Source organism: Streptomyces sp. NBC_00647, from assembly GCF_045207245.1.
Taxonomy (GTDB): domain Bacteria; phylum Actinomycetota; class Actinomycetes; order Streptomycetales; family Streptomycetaceae; genus Streptomyces.
The window spans coordinates 8,254,879-8,281,745 of sequence record NZ_CP109040.1 but is presented as its reverse complement, the minus strand read 5'-3'; the positions used below and the strand labels follow the sequence as shown (position 1 = coordinate 8,281,745).

At 72.0% G+C, this 26,867-nt stretch carries 17 protein-coding genes; 13 read left to right on the top strand and 4 right to left on the bottom strand.

From position 1 onward, the window contains the following. Position 1: 1 nt before the first annotated feature. Genes pcaG through pcaD form a run of 3 tightly spaced genes read left to right on the top strand, consistent with a single transcriptional unit; the run spans position 2 to position 3,050 of the window. The gene (pcaG, locus tag OG788_RS36310; RefSeq protein ID WP_406375266.1) at positions 2 to 565 is read left to right on the top strand and encodes a protocatechuate 3,4-dioxygenase subunit alpha; all 564 of its coding nucleotides are present in this window, start codon (positions 2 to 4) and stop codon (positions 563 to 565) included. Continuing rightward, positions 562 to 1,911 (top strand): 3-carboxy-cis,cis-muconate cycloisomerase, encoded by a 1,350-nt coding sequence (gene pcaB / locus OG788_RS36305; RefSeq protein ID WP_406375265.1) that lies wholly within the window; start codon positions 562 to 564, stop codon positions 1,909 to 1,911. The genes pcaG and pcaB overlap by 4 nt, the downstream gene beginning before the upstream one ends. After that, on the top strand, positions 1,908 to 3,050 hold the full coding sequence (pcaD, locus tag OG788_RS36300; RefSeq protein WP_406375264.1) for a 3-oxoadipate enol-lactonase: 1,143 nt from the start codon (positions 1,908 to 1,910) through the stop codon (positions 3,048 to 3,050). The genes pcaB and pcaD overlap by 4 nt, the downstream gene beginning before the upstream one ends. Positions 3,051 to 3,445: 395 nt before the next feature. Here pcaD and OG788_RS36295 read toward each other — a convergent pair whose 3' ends face one another. Continuing rightward, a complete protein-coding gene (locus OG788_RS36295) occupies positions 3,446 to 6,112 on the bottom strand; it encodes an ATP-binding protein (RefSeq protein WP_406375263.1) in 2,667 nt (888 codons plus the stop codon). Between the two features lie 259 nt (positions 6,113 to 6,371). Here OG788_RS36295 and OG788_RS36290 point away from each other — a divergent pair, with 259 nt between their 5' ends. From OG788_RS36290 to OG788_RS36280, 3 genes are all read left to right on the top strand, one after another. After that, the gene (locus OG788_RS36290; protein ID WP_406375262.1) at positions 6,372 to 7,658 is read left to right on the top strand and encodes an MFS transporter; all 1,287 of its coding nucleotides are present in this window, start codon (positions 6,372 to 6,374) and stop codon (positions 7,656 to 7,658) included. 4 nt (positions 7,659 to 7,662) lie between these two features. Beyond that, positions 7,663 to 8,817, top strand: coding sequence for an anhydro-N-acetylmuramic acid kinase (locus tag OG788_RS36285; RefSeq protein ID WP_406375261.1), 1,155 nt, complete (start codon positions 7,663 to 7,665; stop codon positions 8,815 to 8,817). A 95-nt stretch (positions 8,818 to 8,912) separates the two neighbouring features. Next, on the top strand, positions 8,913 to 9,932 hold the full coding sequence (locus OG788_RS36280) for a DUF2510 domain-containing protein (RefSeq protein ID WP_406375260.1): 1,020 nt from the start codon (positions 8,913 to 8,915) through the stop codon (positions 9,930 to 9,932). Between the two features lie 276 nt (positions 9,933 to 10,208). Here the strand turns inward: OG788_RS36280 and OG788_RS36275 are convergent, their stop codons facing one another. Beyond that, entirely contained in the window at positions 10,209 to 10,826 is a 618-nt protein-coding gene (locus tag OG788_RS36275; protein WP_406375259.1) for a TetR/AcrR family transcriptional regulator, read from the bottom strand. Between the two features lie 260 nt (positions 10,827 to 11,086). On the opposite strand from OG788_RS36275, the gene OG788_RS36270 reads away from it, so the two are divergent. Continuing rightward, positions 11,087 to 11,983 (top strand): phosphatase PAP2 family protein, encoded by an 897-nt coding sequence (locus tag OG788_RS36270; RefSeq protein WP_406375258.1) that lies wholly within the window; start codon positions 11,087 to 11,089, stop codon positions 11,981 to 11,983. Then, entirely contained in the window at positions 11,980 to 12,936 is a 957-nt protein-coding gene (locus OG788_RS36265; protein WP_406375257.1) for a hypothetical protein, read from the top strand. The genes OG788_RS36270 and OG788_RS36265 overlap by 4 nt, the downstream gene beginning before the upstream one ends. A gap of 198 nt (positions 12,937 to 13,134) precedes the next feature. On the opposite strand, the gene OG788_RS36260 is transcribed toward OG788_RS36265, so the two are convergent. Together OG788_RS36260 and OG788_RS36255 are read right to left on the bottom strand one after the other, a co-directional pair. Next, positions 13,135 to 13,974, bottom strand: coding sequence for a phospholipid scramblase-related protein (locus tag OG788_RS36260; protein ID WP_406375256.1), 840 nt, complete (start codon positions 13,972 to 13,974; stop codon positions 13,135 to 13,137). Positions 13,975 to 14,026: 52 nt separating this feature from the next. Continuing rightward, entirely contained in the window at positions 14,027 to 16,078 is a 2,052-nt protein-coding gene (locus OG788_RS36255; RefSeq protein ID WP_406375255.1) for a phosphocholine-specific phospholipase C, read from the bottom strand. A 480-nt stretch (positions 16,079 to 16,558) separates the two neighbouring features. On the opposite strand from OG788_RS36255, the gene OG788_RS36250 reads away from it, so the two are divergent. From OG788_RS36250 to OG788_RS36230, 5 genes are all read left to right on the top strand, one after another. Continuing rightward, positions 16,559 to 18,838, top strand: a complete 2,280-nt coding sequence (locus tag OG788_RS36250) for a vWA domain-containing protein (RefSeq protein WP_406375254.1) — start codon at positions 16,559 to 16,561, stop codon at positions 18,836 to 18,838. An 81-nt stretch (positions 18,839 to 18,919) separates the two neighbouring features. After that, entirely contained in the window at positions 18,920 to 22,132 is a 3,213-nt protein-coding gene (locus OG788_RS36245; protein WP_406375253.1) for a tubulin-like doman-containing protein, read from the top strand. Next, positions 22,129 to 24,609 (top strand): hypothetical protein, encoded by a 2,481-nt coding sequence (locus tag OG788_RS36240; protein ID WP_406375252.1) that lies wholly within the window; start codon positions 22,129 to 22,131, stop codon positions 24,607 to 24,609. Before OG788_RS36245 ends, OG788_RS36240 begins: the two co-directional genes overlap by 4 nt. A 52-nt stretch (positions 24,610 to 24,661) precedes the next feature. Beyond that, entirely contained in the window at positions 24,662 to 25,717 is a 1,056-nt protein-coding gene (locus OG788_RS36235) for a hypothetical protein (protein WP_356753881.1), read from the top strand. Positions 25,718 to 25,731: 14 nt separating this feature from the next. After that, entirely contained in the window at positions 25,732 to 26,865 is a 1,134-nt protein-coding gene (locus tag OG788_RS36230; protein ID WP_406375251.1) for a hypothetical protein, read from the top strand. Positions 26,866 to 26,867 lie beyond the last annotated feature (2 nt).

Genomic DNA, 26,867 nt, shown 5'->3' with positions numbered 1-26,867 from the left:
CATGCCCGAGCGTCTGCTCCCCACCCCCTCCCACACCATCGGCCCCTTCTACGGCCACGCGCTGCCGTTCCCGGGCGGCGACGACATCGCGCCCCAGGGCCACCCCGACACGATCACCCTGCACGGCCATGTCTACGACGGAGCGGGCACACCGATCCCCGACGCCCTGCTGGACTTCTGGCAGGCCGCGCCCGACGGCTCCCTGACGGGCACCCCCGGCTCCCTGCGCCGCGACCCGTCGACGGGCGGCTTCCTCGGCCGCAACGGCGTCGACTTCACGGGCTTCGGCCGCGTCGCCACCGACGCCGACGGGCACTACGCGCTGCGCACACTGCCGCCGGGCAACGCGGGACTGCCGTACATCAGCGTCTGCGTGTTCGCGCGCGGTCTGACACACCACCTGTTCACCCGCGCCTATCTGGCCGACGGCACGGACCCGCTGCTCGACGCGCTGCCGGCCGAGCGGCGCGCCACGCTGATCGCGGCCGAGGGCACGCTGCGGACGTACCGTTTCGACATCCGCCTTCAGGGCGAAGGCGAAACGGTCTTCCTGGAGTTCCAGTGACAGCTGCCGACCCCGTCTCGTCCGACACCGGCCTGCTCGCCCCCGGCCGGGCGGGTTCCCCGGCGTCGGCCGCGACCAGCGACACCGCGTATCTGCGGGCCCTGCTCGACGCGGAGGCCGCGCTGACCCGGGCCCAGGCATCGCTGGGACTGGCCCCGGCCGACGCCGCGACGGCGGTGTCCTCGGCGGCCCACGCCGGGGACTTCGACGTCGCGTCGATCGCGCTGCGCGCCCGGGGCGGCGGCAACCCGGTGATCCCCCTGGTCGCGGACCTGACGGCCGCCGTCCCGGCGGAGTTCGGCCCGTACGTCCACCGGGGCGCGACGAGCCAGGACATCCTGGACTCGGCGACCATGCTCGTCGCGGCTCGCACCCTGGACCTGGTCCTGAGCGACCTGGACCGCACCGAGCGGGCCCTGACCCGGCTGGCGGAGGAACACCGGGACACGGTGCTCCCGGGCCGCACGCTCACCCAGCACGCGGTGCCGACGACGTTCGGGCTCAAAGCGGCGGGGTGGCGGTCGCTGGTGCTCGACGCCAGGGACCGGGTGCGGGCCGTGCGGTCCTCGCTGCCCGCCCAACTCGGCGGCGCGGCCGGCACCCTGGCCGCCTTCACGGTCTTCGGCGCGGACGACACCCGGGCCCTGACCGCGGTGTACGCCCACGAACTGGGCCTGGCCGAAACCGTGTTGCCCTGGCACACCCTGCGCACTCCGATCGCGGACCTGGCCGGAGCGCTGGCGTTCACGGCGGGCGCGCTGGGCAAGACGGCCGCCGACGTGCTCACCCTCTCGCGCACGGAGATCGCCGAGCTGGCCGAGGCGTCGGGCGGCGGTTCGTCCGCGATGCCGCACAAGGCGAACCCGGTGCGGGCCACGCTCGTGGCCGCCGCGGCCCGGCGCGCACCGCTGCTCGCGGCCACGCTGTACGGCGCGATGACGGCCGAGGACGAACGGCCGGCCGGGGCCTGGCACGCCGAGTGGGAGCCCCTGCGCGATCTGCTCCGGCTGGTCGGCGGGGCGGCACGCGACGCGGCCGAACTGACCGAAGGACTGCGGGTGAACGCCGACGCCATGCGCGAACACCTGCACCTCACCCATGGGTTGATCGTCTCGGAGCGGCTGGCCGCCGAGCTGTCCCCGGTGCTCGGCCGTGCGGCCGCCAAGGAACTGCTGACGCGAGCCGCCGAACGGGCGGTCACCGAGCGTCGGTCCCTCGCGGACGTGCTCGGCGAGGAGCCCGCACTCAAGGACGTGCCGGACGTCGACCTCGCGGACCTCACCGACCCCACTCGCTACACGGGCTCCGCCGGAGTCCTCACCGACCGTGCTCTGGAGCGACGTTGACCGTGAAACTGCTCAACCACCGTGCCGAGGGATCGGCCACCGCTCCCCCGCTGCTCCTCGGCCCCTCGCTCGGGACGTCGTACGCCCTGTGGGACAAGGTCGCGCCCGAACTGTCCGTCACCCACCGGGTGGTGCGCTGGGACCTTCCCGGACACGGCGGCTCTCCGGCCGACCTGATCGGGCCGGGGGCGACCGTCGCCGACCTGGCCATGCTCGTGCTGGAACTGGCCGACTCCCTGGGCATCGAGCGCTTCTCGTACGCCGGTGTGTCGCTCGGCGGCGCGGTGGGGCTGCATCTGGCGGTCCACCACCCCGAGCGGCTCTCGTCCCTCGCCGTCATCTGTTCCTCGGCCCACTTCAACGGGTCGAAGCCGTGGGAGGAGCGGGCGGAACTGGTGCGCCGCGAAGGCCTCGCGCCCGTCGCCGCCACCGCCGACACCCGCTGGTTCACCGCCGGTTTCACCGTGCCGGAGCTGATCGAGGACCACCGCGGCGCCGACCCGGAGGCGTACGCCGCCTGCTGCGACGCCCTGGCCGCGTTCGACATCCGGGACCGGCTGTCGTCCCTCACGGTGCCGACCCTGCTGATCGCCGGGCGCGAGGACCCCGCGACGCCGCCCGCGCATCTGCGGGAGATCGCCGACGCGGTGCAGGGCGCGGCGCTCGTCGAGATCCCGGGCGCCTCCCACCTGGCACCCGCGCAGTGCCCGGAAGCCGTGCTGACGGCCCTGCGGGCGCACTTCTCGGCGGGGGGCGCCCGGCGGGGCATGGAGGTCCGCCGTCAGGTTCTCGGTGACGAGCACGTGGACCGCGCGCAGGCGCGCCAGAGCCCGTTCACGGCCCGCTTCCAGGACTTCATCTCGCGCTACGCCTGGGGCGAGATCTGGACCGATACGACACTGGCGCGCCGCGAACGCAGCATGATCACGCTGACCGCGCTGGTGGCGCACGGGCACTACGACGAGCTGGCGATGCATGTCCGCGCGGCGCGGCGCAACGGGCTGACACCCGAGGAGATCGGCGCGGTGCTGCTGCAGACGGCGGTCTACTGCGGTGTCCCGGCGGCCAATTCGGCGTTCGCCGTGGCTCAGCGGGTGCTGGCGGAGGAGGACGCGGAGGGCGGCCCGCACGCGGGGTGACCTCACGGGACGCCCGCACCCTCGCCCACGCCTCCGCGACCTGCGGCGACCACGGCGTCGCGGCCGAACGGCCCACGGGAGCCCGGCCCGGGGTGGGTGCTCGCCCCGCCCGATGAGCGGGCGGCGAACGCCGGCGCCGTGCGAGCCCCGGCACGGCCACCTCGTCGCGGACACGCGCCTTCGGCGGACCCGGACGAGCGCGCGCCGCATCCGATGCGACTGAACCGGCGGGTGCGGTCCGGGGCCGGGGGCAAACACTCGCCCCTCAGGGGGACTTTCATCCCTTGGGGCGCACAGGGGTCGCCCGCGCTGTTCAAGCACCGGAGGGGCCCGCTTCGGCGCCTCGCGGGCCCGGCCGAGGCGGGTGATCGGTGCCGGCCGGGCACCCGCAGCGGCTACAGGCCCGCCAGCGCCGCCTCCGCCTTCGCCACCAGCCCGTCGGCGCCGCTGGTACGCGCCAGCGTCAGTCCCTTGTTGAGTTCCGACACCGAGCGGGAGGCGACGCCGTACTCGATGCGGGCGGCCGCGTGTTCGTACTGGCAGGGGGAGGCTTCCAGGTAGGTGACCGCCTGGGCCGCCAGCCGGACCGCGCGCTGGCCGGTCTCGAGGGCCGCGGCGCAGCGGAGCGCCTCGCCGATCGCCGTGTCGGTGCCGAAGCGCTCGGCCTGGCGACGGGCGTCACCCGCCAGGGCGGCGGCACGCGACGGATCCTCCGTGGCGAGTGCCCTGGCGAGGTCCACGGCCCAGGGTGCGAGCACCGTGTTGTGGTGGCCCCGGGCGCCGGCGGCCTTCTCCGCCGCCTCCAGTTCGTTGATGCCCTCCTTCGTGCGGCCGACGGCGAGCAGCAGACGGCCGCGCACGGAGCGCGTGTCGGGAAGGACGATCGTGGCGGGGTACGGAGGGGCGAAGCCGTAGCGTTCGGCGATCTCCGCGGCCTGCTGAACGTGACCGCGGGCCAGCAGGGTGTCGATGAGCCCGCAGGTCGCCGACCAGTACAGGGGCAGGCCGCGCCCGACGCGCTCCGCGAGGCGCAGCGATTCGCGCTGGTAGTGCTCCGCGTCGGTGAGGCGGCCTCGTCGGCGGAGGGCGAGTCCCAGGTAGGCGTTGGCCAGGGACTGATGACCGCCGCTCCAGCCCGCCTTCACATAGGCGTGCAGGGCCTCGCTGAACAGGCTCTCGGCCCGGTCGAGCCGGTCGGCGTAGGCGTACGCGCTGCCCAGCATGAGGAGGAGTTCGACGCCCCACTCGGTGTCGGTCCAGGCGAGGCCGGGTGCGAGGCGGCCGTTGACGAGGGCGCGGTCGCAGAAGTCCACGACCTCCTCGACGTTCTCGCCGCGGGTCATCGCGTCGAAGCCGCGCAGTATGAGGAGGGCGCGCTCGGAGTTGTCCCGCCCCGTACAGGTCGCGACGAGTTCCGCGAGACCGCTGGAGTGTCCGGAGCGTTCCTCGCCCGCGTGGATGCCCTCCCACATGTAGTGCACGGCCTGGAGCCGCATCCGGGCGGGTCCCGGCTCGAGCCGTTCGACCTCCTCGTCGACCGTGCGGACCGCTTCGTCCAGCTGGTTGTTGTGGAGCAACGCCTGGGAGAGCCGGAAGACCGCGTCCACGCGCGTGGTGTCCTCGAGACCGGGCCGTTCGAGCGCGGCACGCAGATGGCCGATGGTCGTGGAGGGCGCGGTCAGGAGCGTGGCACAGCCCAGCTCGAAGAGCACGCGCGCGTGAACCTCGGGAAGCGGTGGCTCCTTCAGCGCGCGCTCCAGGCAGCGCCGGGCCGCGTCCGGGGCGCCGACGGCCAGGTGTTCGCGGGCGGCCTCGCGCATCTGCTCGACGAGCTCGGGATCGTCGTCCGGATGCACTTCGAGCAGGTGGCGGGAGGCCGCGGCGGCACCTCGTCCGGACTCGGTGACCGCCCAGGCCGCCTGCCCGTGCATCGCCGTGCGCAGGGCGTCCGGAATCGAGCGGTAGACCGCGGTCGCGATCAGCGGGTGCACGAACTCCAGGTCACCGTCCGGCCCGTGGCCGTTCGCGGATCCGACCGTGGTCAAAATGCGTGCGGCGCCCAGCAGTTCGGCGCAGCGGTTGGCCTCGTCGTCGGGCATTCCGGCGAGTTGGGCGGCGAGGTCGAGGGAGATCCCGGTGCCGAGGATGGCGGCCGCCCAGGCGAACCGGGTGGCGTCGATGCCGAGTCCTTCGAGGCGGGCGACGAGTCCACGGCCGCGGGCCGAGCGGTTCAGGTCACGCAGGTCGGCGGCCGAGCCCTCGCTCGGCTCCAGTTCACTGTCCTGGACCTTGGCGAGCAGTTCCACGGTCTCGTACGGGTTGCCGCCGGTGACCGCCCACACCTCGCGGCAGAAGGGCGCGTCCGCGTGCTCGCCGAGCGTGGCGCGGGTGAGTCCCTCGGCGGCGGCCGGGGTCAGCGCGCTCAGGGTGGAGATGGGACGGGCCTCGGCGGCCACCGCGTCGAGCAGCCGGGCACTCTCCCCGCTGACCCCGCCGGGCCTGCGGGCGACCACCACGAGGACGGACAGGTCGTCGAGGCGCTCGGCGAACGCGGCGAGCCAGCGCAGGGTCTCCTGGTCGGCCCAGTGCGCGTCGTCGATGAGCAGGACGAGCGGCCATTCCCGCTTGGCGAGCCGGCGCACCGCGGCGACCAGACCGTCGCAGACACCCTGCGGGTCGGGCTGCCGGTCACCCGGTTCGGCTATGCCGAGGGCGGGGCCGGCGATGTCGTACCAGTCGCCGAGATACTCGCGCGCCTCCTCCGGGAGGAGCGAGACCAGAGCGGGCTGGAGCAACTGCCGTACGACATTGAAGGGAACGGACGTGACGGTCTCGCCGCCGCGTGCCGACCACACCGTGCAGCCGTTGCTCTCCGCGATCCGGCGTGCCTCCGCGAGGAGAGCGGTCTTGCCGAGTCCCGCGTCACCGCTGACCATCAGCAGGCTGCCCGAGATCGCTGAGTCCGCGCGCAGCGCGGCGATCGCCTCTTCGAGGGTGGCGACCTCCTCATCGCGCTCCCACAGGGAAGCCGAGGCGACCGCTCCGGGTCGTGCCTCCGTCATCCCGCTACCTCCCCAGGTCGCCCAAACGACGTAACTCCCATGAGCCTAGCCCCCTGGGAGCCGTGGCGGAGGCGGGACCCGGCAGCAGTTGCCGAGACGGGTGACGGCGGTGTCCGGGAGTCGACGCCGCCGGGCGCCCACCGGCTTCCGTGAAAGTTATCGGCAGTCAGCAGCCTTGAGAATGACGGTAATTTTCCTCCATCGGTCTCACCGCGGCTCCGGGACCGCCCGGCCCCGCACGCCCCCGGGAGGAACCGGCATGAACGCCCCCGCGCACGACTCCGACCAGCACGCCCTCCGGTCAGGGCATTCCCGCGGAGCCCTGTTCGCGGGCTCGATGGGCAACTTCATCGAGTGGTACGAGTTCGGCGTCTACGGCTGCTTCGCGACGATCATCGCGGCCCGCTTCTTCACTCCGGAGGGTGGCGGCGAGGCCGAGGCACTGGTGAAGACATACGCGTCCTTCGGACTGGCGTTCTTCTTCCGTCCGGTGGGGGCCGCGCTGTTCGGGCGGCTCGGCGACCGCGTCGGACGACGGCCGGTACTGATCACGGTCATCGTCATGATGTCGGCCGCGACCACCCTGATCGGCGTCCTGCCCACGTACGCCACCGCGGGCGCCCTGGCCCCGTGGCTGCTCACCCTTCTCCGGGCGGTCCAAGGCCTGTCCGCGGGAGGGGAGTTCGGCGGTGCGGTCTCCCTGATGACGGAGTCCGCGCCACCCGGCCGACGCGGACTGTACGGGGCCTGGCAGTCGTTCACGGTGGCGCTCGGCCTGCTCGGCGGAGCCGGCGTGGCGGCGCTGCTGGCCACCGTGCTCGACGAGGCTCAACTCGGCGACTGGGGCTGGCGGTTGCCGTTCCTGCTGACGCTGCCTCTCGGCCTGGGCGCGCTGTGGCTCCGGCTGCGGCTGGACGAGACGCCGTCGTTCACCCACGAGCAGGCGCGCGAACGGCCGCCGACAGGCGAGGTGGTCCGGGCGATCGCTCTCGGCGCGGGCCGGATCATGGGCTGGTCCGCGGCGGGCTACACCTTCCTCGTCGTGCTCCCCTCGTACCTCCAGAGCACCCTGGGCACCACCTTCCGGGAGGCGCTGCTCGCCACGGTCCTCGCCAACCTCGGCTTCGCGGCCACGATCCTCCCGGCCGGTCTGCTCAGCGACCGGGTCGGGCGCCGTCCGGTGATGCTCGCCGGCGCCGTGCTGGTCGCCGCCCTGTCGGTCCCCCTGGTCGACCTCCTTCAGAACAGCGGCACCTCGAACGCCTTGAAGGGTCTCGCCGTCCTGTCGGCGGGCGCCGTCGTCGGGCTGACGGCGGGACCGGGGCCCGCGATGCTCGCGGAGATGTTCCCGACGAGCGTGCGCTGCACGGGGCTCGGACTCGCCTACGCGCTGTCCAATGCCGTGTTCTCGGGCTGCGCCGGGCTCATCATCACGGAAACCGCCGAACGGACCGGGAGCGTCCACATCCCCGGGTACTACGCGGCGGCGACCTGCGCGGTGAGCGCGCTCGCGCTCGCCACGCTCCGCTCGGAGAAAGGGAGGTGAGCGCGTGCGGGTGATCGGCCTGATGTCCGGTACGTCGTACGACGCGATCGACGCGGCGGCCGTGGATCTGGAGCTCGACGCGGACGTCCTCGTCCTGCGGCCGCTCGGCCACGTCAGCGAGGCGTACGACGCGGCACTGCGCGACGCGCTCGCGGCCGCTCTGCCACCGGCCCCGACCGACCTGGCCCATGTGTGCCGTCTGGACACCTTGATCGGCCGGGCCTTCGCGGCGACGGCTGTTCGCGCGGACCGTGAACTGTGCGACGGACGGGCCGAGTTGGTCGCCTCGCACGGCCAGACCGTCTACCACTGGGTCGAGCGGGGGCAGGTGCACGGCACGCTCCAGCTGGGGCAGCCCGCCTGGATCGCCGAGGCGACCGGACTGCCGGTGGTCGCCGACTTCCGGCCGCGGGACATCGCCGCGGGCGGACAGGGGGCGCCGCTGGTGAGCCGGGTCGACCTGCTGTGGCTGCGCGGCCGCCCGGGTACGCCGGTGGCGCTCAATCTCGGAGGCATCGCCAACCTCACCGCACCGGACGGGACCGCCTTCGACACCGGCCCCGGCTGCGCGCTGCTCGACGCGGCGGCGCGGGGGCTGAGCGGAGGGAGCCTCGACCACGACGTGGACGGCGCCCTCGCCGCGCGCGGCACCGTCCACGAGCCCCTGCTCCGACGCCTGCTCACGGAGCCGTACTACGCGCTGCCCGCGCCCAAGACGACCGGCAAGGAGCTGTTCCACCTCGGCTATCTGTGGGACGCGCTGGCCGGTTTCGGGAGGCTGACCGCCGAGGACGTCATCGCCACCCTCACCCGGCTCACCGCCACGACGGTCGCGGACGCGGTGCGGTCGGTGCGCGCCACGGAGGTGATCGCCTCCGGCGGCGGCACGCGCAACCCGGTCCTCATGGCGATGCTGGGCGCGGAGCTTCCCGGAGTGGCGCTGCGCACCTCCGACGAGCTCGGACTCTCGGCGGTGGCCAAGGAGGCGTACGCCTTCGCGGTCCTCGGCTTCCTGACCGTGCACGGCCTGGCGGGCACCGAACCGGCGAGCACCGGGGCCCGCCGGCCCAGCGTGCTCGGTTCGATCACGCCGGGCCGGGACGGGCTGGGGCTGCCACCGCGGGCGGAGCGGGCACCCGCGCGGCTCGTCGTGGAGTGAGCCGGGACCTCGCGGGAACCCCTTGACAGGCGCCCGGAACGGGCTTCGGGGGGCCCTCTCATCCGCCTTTCACCCTGGACTCATACGGTGGGTCCATGACGCAGGTGACTCCCCCCGGCTGGTATCCCGACCCCGGGCAGACGAATGACGCTCCCCCCACCGAGCGCTGGTGGGACGGTAAGGCATGGACGGACCAGGTCCGCCCCGTCGGGTCGGCGGCCGCATGGGGTCCCCCGGCATACGCGCCGGCCGCCGGACCGTATCCGGCCCTCGCCCCGGGTTCCCCGCGGCGCGGGCTGCGCACGGGCATAGCCGTCGCCGCGGCGATCGCCGTCCTCGCGGGCATCGGCGGCGGCGTGTACGCGCTCACCAAGGACGACGGCGGAGGCGGTGGCAGCGCGGCCTCCCAGGGGCCCGGCGGGCCGGACGGCCAGGGCGGAACCGGCGGCGGACAGGGTGGTCCGAGCGGCGGCCCGAGCGGCGGCCCGGGGGACTCCGGCGGCTCCGGCGGCTCCGGCGGCTCCGGCGGCTCCGGCGGACAGGCTCCGGCGCCCGGCGAGTCGGGTCAGCCGGAGACCGAGGACGGCTACGCCACGGACGTCTACAACGGCATCAGCATCCCGGTGCCGGACGAGTGGACCGGCCAGAGCCGCGCGGGCTCCGCCTCGGTCGCCACCAAGGACACCTACAAGTGCCCCGGCGACACCTCGCAGAACTGCCAGCGCGGCGGCGCCTACTCGGCCCCGGCGAAGGCGCTGAAGCTGAAGTCCACGACGGCGGAAGCCGCGGCCAAGGAGGACATCTCCGCGAACGCCGACGACTCGTACGGCAAGGGCTACGGCTCGATCACCTCGCACACCCAGCTCGCCTCGAAGGCGGTCACGGTGGCCGGCGAGAAGGGCTACATGGTTCGCTGGAAGGTCGTGACGAGCAAGGGTGACGACGGTTACGTCGAATCGCTCGTGTTCCCCTCCCCCGCCGACTCCACCTCGCTGGTCGTCGTGCGCTTCGGCGTCGACGTCAGTTCCAAGGCTCCCGAGCAGTCGGTGATCGACACGATCACCAAGGGCATCAAGGTGGCGTCCGGGACCGGTGGCGACGGGCAGAACGTCTAGCCGGGACCCCGCCCGGGCGGCCCGGTCCCGGCCCCGCGCGGAGCGGGCATCCCTGTCCCGCTCCGCGCGCCGAGCCGGGCATCCCCGTCCCGTCCACCCGCCGAGCCGGTGTTCCCGTCGGCTCGCGCACGGTCCGTGGACATGACTCGGCCGGATGGGGCGCCCCTCCGCTCAAGGGGAACCCCACCCGGCCGGTGGGTGCGCGCCGCCCCCGTCCCCACGGTGCGGCGCGTCGCAGGCCGACGTCCTGTCATCCCGAGGACGGCGGCCTGGGTCTCAGGTCAGGCCGAGCGTCGGCAGCACGACCGCCTCCACGAACTGTGTGAGATACGCCGCGTCCGCGTACTGGCCCTCCAGAAGGGGGCGCACCCGCAGGACCCCGAGCATCTGGGCCGGGATGAACTCCAGCGCCGGGTGGTCGGCGGCGACCTCGCCGCGCTCGACGCCCCGGCTGATCATCTGCCGCAGCTCGGCGACCTCGGGTTCGACCAGGGCGTCGCGCAGCGCCTGCTGGAGCTCCTTGTCCTGCATGACGGCGTTGCCGAGGCCCTGCAACAGCTGCGTGTTGTCCCGGGCCGACCATTCGCCCGCGGCCCTGGCCGCCTCGCGCAGGTCCCCTGCGAGCGAGCCGGTGTCGATGCCCGTGAACCGCGGACAGCGGTTGTTGCGCAGCGCGGCGGCCACGAACTGGGGCTTCGTCTTCCACTGACGGTAGAGCGTGGACTTGCTGCACCGCGTGCTGGCGGCGACGCCCTCCATGGTGAGCGCCTCGTAGCCGCATTCCCGGATCTGCTCGAGCACGGCGTCGTAGAACTCCTGCTCACGCTCGGGCGTGATCTTGGAGCGGCGCGAGGCGACGACCGACTCCGGTCCGTCCGCGGCCTGCGACGTCATGGCGCTTCTCCTCGCTGGAAACCGGTTGATGCCGGTGCGGTCTTGCACCCACTGTAATCGATACGCCAGTGTACCGGTACGTCGCCGTATCGGTACACTCGCGTATCGGTACACTGCCGTATCGGTACAGTGCCGTATCGATGAGCCTCGGACAGCACCCACTCCTCCCGCACACGGAGATCTGGCGGACGTCGAGTGGATCCTGTCCCGGGCTCACCGCGCACCACCCCACACCAGACCGTCAGCAAGGGGGCCGGGGGATGGATTCCCGAACCGAGCCTGCAGACTCCGCATCCGAGTCCGCATCAGAACCGGAGCCGCCCGACGCGGCCATACCGGCGGCCGCGTCGCGCGACGCGCTCGCCCCACTCCGCCCGCACGACACCGTCGCGCGCCCGCCACTGCTGCGGGAACTGCTGCTCGTCGTCGGGCTCTTCGCCGTCTACAAGGCGGGCCGCATGCTGGCCACCGGCCACACCGACGCGGCCTTCACGGACGCGCACCGCGTCTGGGACTGGGAACGATTCCTGCACCTGCCGGACGAGGGCGCCCTCCAGGGCGCGCTGCTGCACAGCGACCCCCTCGTGCACATCGCCAACACCTACTACGCGACGGTCCACTTCCCGGCCACCGCCGCCTTCCTGGTCTGGCTGTATCTGCGGCGCCCCGCGCACTACGTGTGGGCCCGCCGGGTCCTCGCCCTGGTCACCGCCGCCGCCCTGGTCGGGCACCTCGCCTTCCCGCTCGCACCGCCGCGGCTGCTCGCCGAGACGGGTCTCGTCGACACCGGCCAGGTGTACGGGCCCACGGTGTACGGAGCGCACCCGGCGACCGACGCGATGGCGAACCAGTTCGCGGCGATGCCGTCGCTGCACTTCGGCTGGGCGCTGATGGTCGCGATCGGCCTGATCGCGGCGACCCGGTCGCGCCTGCGCCCGCTGTGGCTGCTGCATCCGCTGCTCACCCTGCTGGTGATCGTCGGCACCGCGAACCACTACTGGCTCGACGCGATCGTCGCGACCGCGCTGCTCTGCATCGCCCTCGCCGTGGTCCACCCGCCGCACCGGACGGTGACGACCGCGGGACGGCACCAGGAGCACGACCGCACCGAGGTCCCCGTACGGGATCTGCCCGAACTCGTGGGAGCCGGGCGATGACCCCGACGCTCGCCGCCATCGTCCTGTCCCTCTTCTCCTCGGCGGCCTACGCCGCGGCGGCCGTCGCCCAGGAGCGGCTCGCCGCCCGGTCGGCCGGCTCGGGCACGCTGCGCCTGCTGGCCCGCGGCGCGTGGTGGTGGTCGGTGACGCTGAACGCCTCGGCCGCACTGCTGCACGTCGCGGCCCTCAAGTACGGAACGCTCACGCTGGTCCAGCCGCTGGGGGCGCTGACACTCGTGGCGGCGGTACCGCTGGGCGCGCGGGTCGCCGGACGGCGGGTCACCGCGGTCGAGTGGCGCGGTACGGCGCTCACCCTGCTCGGCCTCGCCGCACTGCTCGTCACGGCCTCCGGACCCGCGCCCGACGATGTGCTGAGCCTGCCGCAGGCGCTGGCCGTCGCCGGTACGACCGCCGTACTCATCGGCGGGCTGTCGCGCGGGGCGCGGCCGGGCCTTCGGCACGCGACGGCCTCCGGGTTCGCCTCGGGTGTGGCGTCGGCTCTCACCCAGACCGTGACGGTGGCCGCCACGGACCGCTCGGACTCCCTGATGAGCGCCCAAGTGGTCGTGGTGGCTCTGCTGGTGGCGGTCTTCGCGGCGGGCGGACTGCTGTTGTCGCAGACCGCGTATCAGGGCGGACTCGGCGCTCCGCTGGCCGTCGTGACGCTCGCCAACCCGCTGGCCGCGGCGGTGATCGGACTGTCGCTGCTCGGCGAACGCCTCCAGGGCGGCGCGGCGGGCGTCCTGCTCGCGCTCGCGGGAGCGTCGATCGCCGGGTGGGGCGTGGTGACGCTGTCCCGCTCGGCACCCGAGCCGGCCGCGGACCCGGTGGGCAGCCTGGTGGACGACGAGCATCCCGTCGCCGCGGTGCTGGCGCTGAAGCCCGGATCGGCGGCGTACGAGCCCTCGTTGCTGCCTCAGCAGCCCAACTCGGGCCATCTCACGTCACTGTAGGACCCTGGAGGAACAGCCCCGCGCCCGTCGGGAACGGGCGCGGGTCGCCACGGGAAGCCGGCTCACGTCCTCGCGGGGAACCGGCGCCGAGGGCCCCGGCAGGCGCGACACGTGGCAGGCGGCCGTGAAGACCGGCCGAAAGACACGAAGGGCGGCCGCGGAGAGATCCGCAGCCGCCCTTCCGCACATCCGGTCTCGCTAACCCAGTCCGCGGGAGTCCTGCTTGAGCGCCGTGTCGACGGTCAGCGCCGTCGCGACGACGAGGCTCAGCAGCGGCTCGGGGAGCTGGAAGTGGATCTGCAGGACGTAGTTGTCCGCGGTCGTGAACATCGTCTTGGCGAGGCCTTCCCAGGTCTTCGTGATCCGGGCCACCTCGTTGTCCGTGTGGTCGACGATCGCGAAGTTCCAGGCACGCCAGTTCTCCGCCTTGATCGCGCCGACCTTCTGGCCGTTGACGTTCATCGCGAAGTTGATCTTGCCGATCATGTTCTGCTGGACGATCTCGCCGACGGGCGAGCCGTCCGGACGCGACACGATCACCCGCGACTTGAGGAACTTCGCGGGGCGCGTGAGCAGCAGCTGCGGCTGGCCGTGCGCGTCACGGATCTCCAGCTTGTGCGTCATGAACTGGTCGAGGCTGGAGACGAAGCGCAGGATCTTCTTGATCACGCCCTGTCCGACCTGGACGACCGAGCCGATCAGATTGCCCTGCTGGTCCATGACCTTGTACTCGTTGGTCAGCTCGATCAGCTTGGCCTTCTGGTTCACCACCAGGACCGGCTCGGTGAACAGGCTGCCGCCGCCGACGTTGCTCGGGGCCACCCCGGCCTGCTGCTGCACCTGGCGCTGCACGCGCGGGTCCGCGCCCGGCGCGCCCTGCTGGGGGAACGCCTGCTGAGGCGCCTGGCCCTGCTGCGGCACCTGCTGAGCGGCCGGAGCCTGCTGGTCGGTCCACTGCGAGCCGTCCCAGTAGCGCTGCGTCTGAGGCGCGTTGGGGTCCGGGTACCAACCTGCAGGAGTGTTCGAATGCGTGGTCACCGGGGCACCCTACCGTGACATGGCCGGAAATCAACTGTCAGTTGGGTATCCATCAGACGGTGATGAGCGCCGGGTCACTGACGCCGGATCGGCCGTTCTCGACATGTCCGGCGAATCGCCTCAGGAAGCCCGCGTCCGCGTCCCACCCGACGGTCAGGTCGTACCAGCGCTTGCTCGCCCTCAGGTCCACCGTGTGCTTCACGGTCGCGCCCGCCCGCACCCGGAAGACATGCGGCTGCCCGCCGTAGCCGTCGATGAGTTTGAGCGTCGTCGTGGCGCCACCCTTGTTGACGAAGGTGAGCACCACGTCGCAGCCGACATGGCGGGCGGTGACCTCGGGCCCTGCCGTCCCGTTTGGTCCCTTGAAGGTGCGCAGGAAGCCGTTCGGACCGTGCACCGTGAGGTCGTACGAGCCGGCCGAGTAGGCGGAGTTCCAGGTGTCCGACACGGTTTTCCCCGCCTCGGTGGTGTACGTCCAGGGGCCGTCGGCACGGTTGCCGGAGGTGACGAGGAACGCGGCGCCGGCCTTGGCCCCGGAGCCGAAGGTCAGCGTGAACCTGCCGGCCGCGGTGTCCGCCGAACCATCCACCAGGGGCGCGTACTTGAGGGGGCGGGCCGGGCGGGAGCCGCGCTCCTGCCGGGGCAGGGCGGGGTTCGCCGGCGGGGCCGGCACATAGTCCGGGTGACGGTCGCCGTCCGGCGGCCGGTAACCATCGGTGTCGGGCAGCTCGACCGGCGCGGTGTCCTTGTGCGCGAAGTCGAAGGCGGCGGTGAGGTCGCCGGTGACGGCACGCCGCCACGGTGAGATGTTGGGCTCGCGCACCCCGAACCGGGCTTCCATGAACCGGATGACCGAGGTGTGGTCGAGCGTCTCGGAGCAGACGTAACCGCCCTTGCTCCAGGGCGAGACGACGAGCATCGGCACCCGCTGGCCGAGGCCGTACGGACCGGCGGCACGGCTCGCGTCGCCCTGGTAGAGGTCCGGGCCGACGTCGACGGTGGACTTGCCCTGCGCCGCGGACTGCGGCGGGAACGGCGGCACCAGGTGGTCGAAGAAGCCGTCGTTCTCGTCGTACGTGATGAACAGCGCCGTCCTGCTCCACACCTCGGGGTCGGAGGTGAGCGCGTCCAGAACCTGGGAGATGTACCAGGCACCGTAGTTGGCGGGCCAGTTGGGGTGCTCACTGAAGGCCTCGGGTGCGGCGATCCAGGAGATCTTCGGCAGGGTCCCGCCCTGCACGTCGGCCCGGAGCTGATCGAAGAAGCCCTCGCCCTTGCGGGCGTCGGTGCCGGTGCGGGCCTTGTCGTAGAGCGGGTCGCCGGGCTCGGCGTTGCGGTACTGGTTGAAGTACAGCAGCGAGTTGTCTCCGTAGTTGCCGCGGTAGGCGTCCGGTATCCAGCCCCAGGAGCCGTTCGCGTCGAGCCCGTCGCCGACGTCCTGATAGATCTTCCAGGAGACCCCGGCCGCCTCGAGCCGCTCGGGGTAGGTGGTCCAGTCGTACCCGGCCTCGTCGTTGCCGAGGACCGGGCCGCCGCCCTTTCCGTCGTTGCCCGTGTACCCCGTCCACATGTAGTAGCGGTTCGGGTCCGTGGAGCCGATGAACGAGCAGTGGTACGCGTCGCAGACGGTGAACGAGTCGGCCAGCGCGTAGTGGAACGGGATGTCCTCGCGCGTCAGATAGGCCATCGTCGTCGCCGACTTGGCGGGCACCCACTTGTCGTACTTGCCCTTGTTGAACGCGGTGTGCCCGTCGCTCCAGCCGTGCGGGAGGTCCTGGATGAACGCGAGACCGAGGTCGTCCGCCTCCGGGTGGAAGGGGAGGACGTCCTTGGTGCCGTCCGACTGGTACCAGACCGACTTGGTGCCCGTGGTGGTCGCCGGACGCGGGTCGCCGAAGCCTCGGACACCCCTCAGCGAACCGAAGTAGTGGTCGAAGGAACGGTTCTCCTGCATCAGGACGACGATGTGCTCGACGTCCTCGATCGTGCCCGAACGATGGTGCGCGGGCAGGGCCGCCGCACGCTGGATGCTGTTGGACAGCGCGGTGAACGCCGTGGTGCCACCGGCGAGTTGGAGGAATCGGCGCCGATTCACTTGGGGCATGGGTGGGTGACCTCTTGTCCTGACGGGCCCATTCGGCCGGAAGCTGATGGAACGTGCGCGAAAGGAGTGTTCCAACAGCACCAAACGTCAGGGAAGGGCCCCGTGGCGCTCGCGTGAAAGTCGGCGGTACGTGAGGCGAACGGTTTCGGACAGGGCGTCGGAGGACCGCGGCTCCCGACGCGGGAGCGCAGCGCCCGTCCCGCGCCCTGATCCGGATCTCGTAGAGCACATCCTTCGATCCGGACAGGTTCATTTTCGACGGGAAGGCGTCACACTCCGTCTCCTTTGATCAGTGGCTTATGGGAGGTCTTGAGGCGGTGCTACAACTACGACCTACGGGATGTCGCGGGGTGCCAGGGGGGTGGACCGATGCGCACAGGCACGTCCGGCCGCCTGCCGAAAGGTCCGAATTCAGCATTACGGGGCTCATTACGCATGAGCTTCGTTCGGGTTGTCCTGAGACTCCGAACTGTCGCCACCGTGTGTGCCGTCGCTCTGGCGCTGCTGCCGTCTCCGGCCTCGGCCGCCGGACGCGCGGCGGACCTCGCCCCGTCACCTGTGGATTTCGCTGTACTGGTCGACGAGTCGGGGAGTCTGTCGGACCCTGACGTCGCGGCGGAGCGTGCCGCGGCCTCGCTGCTGGCGCTCGGAGAAGTGTCCGACGATTCCCGGGCGGCCGTGCTGGGCTTCGGCAGTGTGACCGGCCCGGGCCAGACGCCCGTGGACTCGGTCTGTCCCCTGACACGGCTGGACACCCTGGGCCGCGAACAGCTGAGTTCCTGTACCGCGAAGCTGCACCGCCGCAGCGAGCGCGAGGGCAACGGCACGGACTTCCCGGCCGCACTGGCCCAGGCCCTGTCCGTCCTGGCCGAAGGCGCGGACGACACCCCGAAGGTCGTCTTCCTGCTCACGGACGGGCGGCTCGACGTCAGCGACAGCCCTGCCTACGGCAGCAACCCCGCCTCGCGCAACGTCAACGGCCGCAAGGCACTCGCCGGCAAAGTCGCTCAGGCCCGCGCGCAGAAGGTGCAGATCTGGCCCCTCGGATTCGGATCGGGCGTCGACAAGCGGCAGTTGGACCAGCTGGCCGCGGGCGGCTACCAGAGCCGGTGCGCGGACATTCCGTCCGCCCGTCCCGCGGCTCGTGTCACATCGGGCTCCTCGGACGTCGCCCAAGTGCTGCTCGCCGCCTTCGCGGGCGCTCGCTGCGCCCGTACGACACCTAGTCGGACGGTCGGGAACATCACGTCCAGCGCCGACCTCAAGGTGACGATCCCGTCCGTGGCCACGGACGGATCCCTCGAGGTCGTCAAACCGGACGCAGGCGCGGTCGCGGTCACCTACTACGATCCACTCGGACGCAAGGTACCGCCGCACGGCAGGGCACACGGCTCCACGTTCGAACGAGTCGGCCAGACCGGCCCGGTCGAAGCGCTGCGCATCCGCAACCCCTACCCGGGCACTTGGCGCGTGCACGTAGAGATCCTCGGCGACGCGGCCGCGCAGCGGATCACCGCCACCGCTATCTGGCAGGGGCTCCTGCGCTCGTACATCCTCGTCGACCCGCCCGCGCCACGGGCAGGGCAGCGAGTGACGGCCCGGGTCACGCTCCAGACCAGGCAAGGTGTCGTCCTCACCGAAGCGGACCAGTTGGCCGGCATCCGTGTGTCGGTGCGTCTGACAGGTCGAGGCTTCGCGCCCCGCACGGTCAGCCTCACGGACAGCGGCAAGGGATCCGACGCCAGAGCCCACGACGGGGAGTTCTCGGCACGGATCACCGTACCGAGAGCGGCCACCGGCACACTCTCCTTCGTCGGCCTGATGGCGGGCGAGGGCATCACGGGCGACCAACGCCCCTATGTGACCAAAGTGGCGGCCACCGGCCCCCGCCTCACGGCCGCGATCGTTCTCGACGACCACGAGGTCAATCCGGGCGGCACCGCGGCAGGGCGCATCGGGATCCGCAACGCCGACTCGGCCGCACACCGCCTTCGGCTGACGTGGACGGACGGCTCGGCCTACAGGCACCTGACGGTCCGTCCCCAATCGATGACCGTGAGGTCCGGCGCCACCGCCCGTGTCCCCCTGCGTCTGTCCTTCGGCAAGGACGCACGATCAGGTGCCGTGCCGGGGCGGCTGGAGCTGCGCGACGCAAAGACCGGCCAGGTGGTCGCCCAGAGCTTCGTGACCGTCAAGGTGGTACCGCCGACCGGATTCCTGGATCGATACGCAACGCCGGTGGGCGCGGGGTCCGCGCTGGTCCTGGCTCTGTTGACCGTGCTGGCTCTGCGGTGGCAGGACCGTCGCAGGGCCCGGGACACCTCGGACATCCAGCTGATTCTCTTCCGGGACGACACCGAGGTGAGCCGCCTGCGCGCGCCCACCCGCGCGGGCGCCGAATTCGGCTTCGCACTACGGCCCGTGGCAGGCGGCGCGCACCGGCTGCTGCTGGACAGCTCCGCAGGACGCAACCGGGTCCGCCGCTCCGCGGACGGCGGGCTCGCCGTCCGGCTCGCCGACGGCACACGGGTGGCGATCCCACGTGGTGGGCGAACGCCCGTCAGTGACGGGCTGCTCGTCGGCTTCGCGGACCGTCGCCCCGCGGGCCGCTCGCGTGGCACGGTCCGGACGGCCGGTGGCGTCCGCGTCCCCGACCGGCGCTCCGGCCCCGGCGGACTGTTGCGGCACCTTCAGGACGACGCGCCGGGCCCTCCCCAACCGACGCTCACCGCACGGCGGTCGTATGACGACGACTTCTGACGCCGTCCGCGTGTCCCGGCACACCGATCCACGGACCGTCAGGCCTGACGTGGCCGCCCTCTCCTCACGAGGTGAATCCCAGTGAAGATCTATCAGCCGATGCTCTTCGTCGGCCTCGGGGGCACCGGATGCCTGATCGGCGCAGAGCTGGAGAACCGGCTGAGGGAGGCACTGTGCGGGCCCGACGGGACCGCTCTCTATCCGGTGCTGCGGGGACGCCAGTTGCTGCCGTACCAGTTGCCGGACTGTCTGCAGTTCGTCTACGCGGACCTCAACGAGGCCGAACTGAACCGGCTGCCCCACACCAGGGCGGACGGGGCCCTGAAAGCGGCGTACAGCCGAACCTCCCGCGCCACGCACGGACTGCTTCCTCGGTTCGACTCCTATCCCGAGGTGGCCCGCAGCCTGCGTACCAACCTGCCCGACCCGATGTGCGGATGGCTGCCGCCCCGGTCGGGGGAGCCGCGGATCGCCCCGCTGATCCGGGGAGCCGGCCAGCTGCCGACGGTCGGACGGGCCGCGCTGTTCGAGACGTTCCGCAGCGGTCTCGGCGCGGCGCTGGGCCCGATACGCGAGGCGATCTCGCTCATCAGCAAGTCCGGTGGTGATCTGACGTCCCTCGGAGGCAGTCTCGCCGACACCTGCGACGTGTTCGTGGCGTTCTCGGTGGCGGGCGGCACCGGTTCGGGACTCTTCTACGACTATCTGCACCTGATCGGGCAGGCCTTCGACGAAGCCCACCACAGGGTGAAGATCTACCCCCTCGTGCTGATGCCGTCCGCCTTCGACGACGGCCGGGGCGGCGGCCGCGCCGCGCGCCTCAACGCGGGCCGGGCCCTCGTCGATCTGTTCCGGCTGGTGGACGAACAGAACGCGCCCGATGCCGACGACAGTCTCGACGACGTGGGCGCCCAGAGCCGACAGCGCCTGGAATACCCCGGGGGGCTCGCCGTCCATCTGCGGCCCTCCACCGCCCAGACCGCGTTCCTCTTCAGCCGCACGTCGGGCATCGAGCGCGAGGACCTGCATCGGAGCGTGGTGTCACTGGTGATGTCGTTGCTGGGCACCGAACTCGGCGACGACGACGGGCGCACCCACGACAGCGACCACCTGTACCAGTCCTTCGCGGACTCGTTCATCAACACCAACGTGGAGCGGGCCGCCACGGCGCCCACCGGCATCGGCCACCGCGGCGTGTCCACCAGCCTGGTGGCCTCCATGACTGTTCCGGTCGACGAGCTGGCGGAACTCGTGGCGGCACGGCTGCTCGCCGCCGCGCTGCGCTGTCAGGAGACGGCGCCCCGGCCCCCGGACGGAGTCCGACGCGAGATCATCCGCGAGTTCTTCGCCGCCGCCAACATCGAGCCGGTGTGGAACCGGGCCTCCCTACCGATCAACGAGCCGCGCCCCGCCACCGGCGCTCGCGCGATCCAGGACGCACTGGCCACGCGCCGGGCGGCGATGGAGGACGCTCTCGGGGACCTGGACCGACATCTGCGCCAGCAGGTGGCCGAGCTGGCCGCGGGCTTCGACCCGGTGCGTGGCGTACGCCAGCTGCTGGGCCGCTGCGACGTCACGGAAGTGCACCGCGTGGTGTTCGGCGACCCGGGTGCCCGGGACCGTCTCGAACGGGCCGGCTTCGTGGGCATGCTGGAGAACCGACGCCGGGAACCGGAGCGCCCACCCGGGCTCCTGGCCGCCGGTCCACCGCCCCCGCTCGGCGTCCGCGACCGGATGGCGGGTCTGGTGAAGGCCAAGTGGACGGACCCGGAGGTCGCGGCCCTCCTCCAGCAGCAGGACGACTGGTACCAGTGGGAGTCACGGCGGGCCTGGCACCGGCACTGGGCCGACCACGCGGGTCGCTGGGACCGCACCCTGGCCGGGGTCAAGTCCGAACTCGTCGCCCTCATCGGCGGCTTCCGCGAGCAGGCCGACGAGGAGCACGCCTCGTTCCGGCAGCGCACCCGGCACCTGTACCGGCCCCGCACCGGCGTCTCGTACCTGCTGCCGCCGCAGGGCGATCTGGCCTCCTTCTACGACGCCGTGGTGCACCGCCTGTTGCTGGCGGAAGGACTGCGCGAGACCGATGACGAACGGGATCTGCTCGGACGGCTGGTCGGCCCGGACCATTGGCGGGCCGCCTTCGCCGAGGTCCGCACCGATGCCCGACGTGCGGTGCAGGTGGTCAAGGACATGCTCCAGCACCGCATCAAGCGGCTCTTCGTGGAACCGGGCGATCACGAGGAACGACCGCTGCTGCCCCGGCTGGGCACGCTGTTGGCGGAGTCCGCGGCGGGCGGTGGCGGGCAGGTGAGCGACGAGGCCATGGAGCAGTGCCGCCACAAACTCGCCTCCCTGCTGCCGGTGGGGTTCTCTCCCGAGGGCAGCGGTCGGCTGAAGGTCCTCATCGTCTACCCGGCGACCTCCACGGATGCCTCGGTCCGCAAGTTCCTGGAGCGCGAGATGCGCCTGCCACGCGACAGCGAACGCGAGATCGAGTTCCGGCCGGTCTCCACGGAGTCCATCACCGTGGTGCTCTTTCGCAGCGCCATGAGCCTCACGGAGGTACCCGAGGTGCGCGAGACGCTCACCCTGTGGTCCGAGGCGCTGGCCGCGGAGCAGCCCGGCGACCACCTGCGGTGGCGTCAGCGGCTGGGATACGCCTATGACTTCCTGATGGGGACGGACCAGGACCGGCGGCACATTCTGCATCGCCTGTTGTGCGCCATGTGGAACAACCAGGTCCAGGTGTTCGGGGACGTCACCAACCCCCGCCAGATCCGCATCGGGCTGCAGGACCGGGACTCGGCGGCCATGGTCTGCCCGCTGGATCCGCCCGGCGGTGCCCTGTCCAGCTGGGGCAACCTGCTCCGGGCGTACGAGGCGTGGACGCTCGCCGAGGACGGCGGCGGCATCCGCAACGCCTTCTGCGAGCAGCTCATGGCGACCGTGCCGCTCGGTCTGGAGAGCTCGCCCGTGGCCCCGCACGGACTGTTCCGCACCCTGGTGGACAAAGTGGCCCCCCAGCAGCAGTCACTCCTGGCGCAGCTCTCCGGCAGCCCCGACGGACAGCGCCCGGCCGGATACGAGGACCTGGCCGCGTTCTGGAACGAGACCCTGCCCGGAGCCCTGGACATGCCCTTCCCCCGGGCGCACCGGATGGCGAACTGGACCTTGCGCAAGCTCGATCAGTCGCTGCGCGCCGTGCCGGCGCCGTACACACCGCCGGTCGCCGACCTGCGGTTCACCGCCGCCGCCGACCTGACCAAGGAACCACGGGGAGAACGGCCATGAACGGCCCGGCCGACGACCGGCTCGTCGTCTGCATCGACCTGCGCCACGAGCTGGCGGAGGTCATGGATCCGGTCTCGCTCGACGAACGCTTCCGCGAGGCGATGCGCGACGCGCACGTACGGTCGGCGGACGTCTCCCGCGTGCTGGTCATCGACACGGTCGGATCCCTCCTGGAGCACCATGCCGCGTACGAGCGGCTGTGCTCGAACGCCCTGGTGTCCACCTTGCTGTGCCTTGCGGTGGGTCCGCTGCCGGGTCCCGACGGCCGGGTCCTCGATCTGCCGTCGCAACTGCGGCCTCCGATGGCGGCGACCCTGTGGGTGGGCGATGTCCGCGGCATCGGCTGGCGGCCGGGGCAGGGACGGTCGCTGTCCCTGACGGACGCCGACATCGCGGCGGACGACATCACCGGTCTCGAGCCACTGATCGACCTTCTCAAGGTGGCCGAGGTGTTCGACGAGACCGTGTCCACCCTGGGCGAGCTGCCGTCGGCGGTGGCCAGCCCTGCTCTGCGCCTCCTGGTGCACGAGGTGCCGGAGGAAGACCTCATGCGCACCGAACTACAGGCCATGAACGAGTGCGTGTCGCTGCCGGACGATCTGCGGACGGGATCCGCCCCCGGTGGGGTCCTCGACGTTCTGGCCGGCTACACCAGCCCCGATGAGCTGGCGTTGGAGGACTGTCTTCCGGAGAACAGCCTGCTGCGGCAGGCGCACTGGCGGTGCATGGAGCGGCTGGGTGAGGCGAACGACCGGTTGAACCGGCTGGCGGGCTGGCGGGGACTGCTGGCACCGGCCGCTCCCCTGGCCGCGCTGGGTGAGTCGGTGCGCGAGGTCGGCCACGCCCTGGCCGACTACCGCGATGCCATCGAGCAGACCTTCGAGTGGGCGGACGGTCGGGCGGGGCTCGACGCGGACGGCCGGGATCACCTCACCCACATGGGCATCCAGCTTCCGCACGTGCCCGGCACCCGTCCGGAGGAGATCGGCGCGGAGTTGCGCGAACGGGTCAGCGTCCGGTTGCAGCGGCGCCGTCCGCTGCCGGAGATCGTCTCCTGGCTGCGGGACTTCGCGGAGCGGTCGGTCCCCGCGGGCAGCGCGGCCCAGCTCGACCGGCTGCGTCTCATCTGTCCCGACACCCTGCTCGATACCCTGGTCGACCCCCCTCCGCCCTCCCTCGACGGCCGACTCGTGCGAGCCGGGGCGTGGTCGGCCGTCGCCGCGCTCACGGCCGCGGCGAGCCCCCTGGGGATCTGGGGAGCCCTCCTGACGCTGGTGCTGCTGGCGGCAGGGGCCATCCGAACGGCCGGTTCGCCCGCAGAGGTTCCTCGCGTCACAGCCGGCGCGCTGCTCGGTATCTGGCTCACGGGCAGTGCCGCAGGGCTGGCGCTGCACGCGCTCGGCATCCCGGTCTGGGCCGGTGTGCCCCTCCTGGCTCTCGCTCTTCTCGCGGCGGCTCTGGCCGTGGGGGCGCTGTGGGCAACGGCCCTGAGCCGGTGGCGGGTCGACAGTGGGCTGGCCGAGGCCGCCGAGGCCGGTGAGCGGCTGGGCGAGGTTCTCGACCGGGGTGTACTGCGCCACTGGCTGCTCGCCGACGCCCGGGCCGGCGCGTCGGACCAGGCCAAGGCGCTCGCGCATCTGGTCCAGGCCGTGTGCACCACCCTGATGGAATTCGCGGGGCAGTTGGGCCGCCGAGCGCGTCCGACCTGGGACGGGCCTCCCCGGAACAGCCGTACCGGTCCGGCGGGCGGTCGTGGCGGCCGTACGCAGGCGGTGGAGTACGTCGGCCAGGCGGGCCTGGCCCTGCAGACCACGCTCGCGGGAGACATGGCCGACCTGGTCGCGGAGGTACTGGCCCCGTACTGGGAAGTGGTGCTCAGGGATCCCTCCAGCGCCGCCGGGCTCCCCGTGGTGGCGCGTACGGACGAACTCATGCGCGTCTTCCAGCTGCATCTGGCGCAGGTCGGCACGACGCCGACGCCGCCGTTCGCCTCGGCGTCGTCCGGACGCCCGGACCCGGCCACCCTCGTCGGAGTGGACCTCCGCCGGATCGTCGACGTCCTGCGGCCCGACGGCCGGGACGATGCCCTTCAGCTCTGCTCGCCCGATCAGTTGCGCATGCTCGACCGGGCCCCGGCGTCCGCCAGGGGATTCGGTTTCGTGCCCCATGCCATGCAAGGCGCGTTCTGGAAGGCGCTGGCCGACGCATCCGGTTCCGGACGGACGCCCGGCGACAGGCCGCGGCCCGAGGGCACCCCTCCGGGGGACGGCTGGGCCGCGGACCGCTCGCCCGACCAGGCGGCGCTCCCCGAGATCGTCTGGACGACGTCGGGCCGGTTCGCGGGGCTGCTGCGGCTCGTGCCGCTGTCGACCGGCGCCGTACGGACCGTGTGGCCGGAGGAGGCCGACATGACCGGTGCGCCCAGGCAGGCACCGTCGCCTCCGTCGGCGTCGCACGCGCCGGGCGAGACCGGCTAGCACGAAAGGCGCCGAGCGGTTTGGATCCGAGGAACTTCCGGAGTGTGGCGGGATGAACGAGACCCTGTCCTTTGTCGACTCCTCCGGCATGCCCGAAAGAGTCAGGGTGCTCCACTACGAGGTGGACGAACCCCACCAGCCCGCATCCGGCTTTCGCACACGCGCCATCCGTCTGGAGGACGGCCGGCCGTTCCTGCAGAAGCGACTGCTGCCCGCGCAAGCGGTCCGTGCCGAGGGCGTGGACGCGCTGGAGGCCGAGATCCGGGCGGGCCTCACCTTGATCCGGGCCTTCCAGGAGGTCAACTACCCGGCGGAGTTCACGAGACTGGCCGGGTACACCATCGACGTCGACGAGCCCTTCCTGCTGCTGGATCCCCCGCGCGCCGCGCAGAGCACAGCGGACATCGCCCGGGGACTGGTCCTCTCGATGGAACAGAAGAAGTTCGAGAGCAGCCTGTTTCGCTCACTCCGGCTTCTGGAGTGGGCTGGGCTCGTCCATCGTTCGATCAACCCGGCGACGGTGCGCTGGGACGGCAACCGGGTGCAGCTCACGGACCTGAGCACCGCCGACCGTGTGGGCCGTCCGAGGCAGCGCATCGGCGCGTTGCCCTGGGCGTCGCCCGAGCAGCGGGCCGGGACCGGTACCACGGACCCCCGCGACGACATCTGGAGTGCCGGTCAGCTGGTCTACTTCGTGGCCCATTCCCGCGAGCCCACCGGCAGCCGGGTTCCCCCGCTGGCCGGGCCTGCGCGGGACGACCTGCTCAAGGACGTCTTCGCCGAACGCGCCCAGGACCGCCCGGACGCCAGGACGATGCTGCGCCGAGTGGCGGCCGCGGACCCCTGGGACGACCTGGGCAGACCCTCGGACCCGCTGTCGGACGGCCGCCGCCGCTACGCGGAGCTGCTCGCCGGCAAGGGTCCGTCGGCGTGGCCCGCGGCTCCCCGGGCCGAGGAACCCGCCCCGCCGGCGTCGGCCGCCGTGCCGCAGACGGACGTCAGGCCGGGACAACCGGAGCCGTTCGGAACGGGGTGGGGGCGGAAACGGCCCAAGCCCGGCTCCGGACGCTGGGGCACGGGTGGGCGCAGAGCGGGAGAAGGCGGATAGTGGATCAGGTAGCTGTGAACGAACGCACCGCGGACTCCACGCGTTGCCCCAGTTGTCTTCAGGATCTGAGGTTCGACGAGAGTCAGCTGTTCCTGCCGGATCCTCGCACCAATGAGCTCACGGCGTGGGATCCGGCCTCCGAGCCCAACCACATGCGCCGACAGGACCAGTTGAACCGTGCCTTCCTGAAGTGCCCGAACAGCAGCGCGCAGCCGCACTTCCTGCCCGTTCCGTACCTGCTTCACGGCAAACCGCTGACCGTGGCCTTCGTCGGGCAGTCGGGAACCGGCAAGACCCACCTGCTGGCGGCCATGATGGCCGAGATCGGCCGGGGCGGTCTCGACTCCCTGGGCATCCGCTGTCGTTCCGTGAACAGTTCACAGCACCACGCCTTCCTCGCCCGGGCGGTCAACGAGTTGGAGGCCGGCCGGGTACTGCCGGCCACCACGCCCACGGAGTTCGTGGAGTTCACCGACGCCCTGCTGGTCACCGTCGACGGACGGACCCGGCCGGTGGCCTTCTTCGACATCGCCGGGGAATCGCTGCACCTGCCCGGGAACATGACCGAGTTCCTGCTGGGGGTGGACGCGCTCATCTTCGTCGTCGACGCGCTCAGGGCCCTACGGCTGCGGCAGCTCACCCTGGCGCGGGAGGTCGTCGGCATCCGGCCGCAGAACGTGGGCATCGCCGACCCGACGTTCACCACCGTGCTGGACCGGCTGCCGCGCAGGGACGGCCTGTGCGACGTACCGACCGCGATCGTCCTCAACAAGTGCGACGTGCTGCGCTTCGAGCCACCCATCGACCACTGGCTGCGAGAGGACGGGCGTCCCACGAGCGCTCCCGATCCCGCGCTGGTCTTCCAGGAGAGTCAGGACGTGTACGCCTTCCTGGCACATCATCAGGCCACCCCGTGGCTGCGTCCGTTCATGGAGTGCCGACGCTGCACGCTGCACTTCGTGTCGGCCACCGGCATGTCGCCGGCTGTCATGGGACCGACGGGCGGCGGGTCCGGTTCCCCTGCCGCCCCCAGCGCCTTCGCCGGCGGCATCCGGCCCCGGCGCGTCCTTGGACCGCTGCTGTCCGTCTTCCAGATGTGGGGTCTGCTGGAGCCCTCAGGGCCCGCTCCCCGGCTCAGGGAGGTATGAGA

What these genes read in the sequence shown, in the direction of transcription:
- OG788_RS36265 (WP_406375257.1), top strand. Translation starts at nt 11,980, where the DNA reads ATGACCCCGACGCTCGCCGCCATCGTCCTGTCCCTCTTCTCCTCGGCG.
- OG788_RS36255 (WP_406375255.1), bottom strand. Translation starts at nt 16,078, where the DNA reads ATGCCCCAAGTGAATCGGCGCCGATTCCTCCAACTCGCCGGTGGCACC.
- OG788_RS36240 (WP_406375252.1), top strand. Translation starts at nt 22,129, where the DNA reads ATGAACGGCCCGGCCGACGACCGGCTCGTCGTCTGCATCGACCTGCGC.
- OG788_RS36275 (WP_406375259.1), bottom strand. Translation starts at nt 10,826, where the DNA reads ATGACGTCGCAGGCCGCGGACGGACCGGAGTCGGTCGTCGCCTCGCGC.
- OG788_RS36295 (WP_406375263.1), bottom strand. Translation starts at nt 6,112, where the DNA reads ATGACGGAGGCACGACCCGGAGCGGTCGCCTCGGCTTCCCTGTGGGAG.
- OG788_RS36270 (WP_406375258.1), top strand. Translation starts at nt 11,087, where the DNA reads ATGGATTCCCGAACCGAGCCTGCAGACTCCGCATCCGAGTCCGCATCA.
- OG788_RS36235 (WP_356753881.1), top strand. Translation starts at nt 24,662, where the DNA reads ATGAACGAGACCCTGTCCTTTGTCGACTCCTCCGGCATGCCCGAAAGA.
- OG788_RS36280 (WP_406375260.1), top strand. Translation starts at nt 8,913, where the DNA reads ATGACGCAGGTGACTCCCCCCGGCTGGTATCCCGACCCCGGGCAGACG.
- OG788_RS36290 (WP_406375262.1), top strand. Translation starts at nt 6,372, where the DNA reads ATGAACGCCCCCGCGCACGACTCCGACCAGCACGCCCTCCGGTCAGGG.
- pcaG (WP_406375266.1), top strand. Translation starts at nt 2, where the DNA reads ATGCCCGAGCGTCTGCTCCCCACCCCCTCCCACACCATCGGCCCCTTC.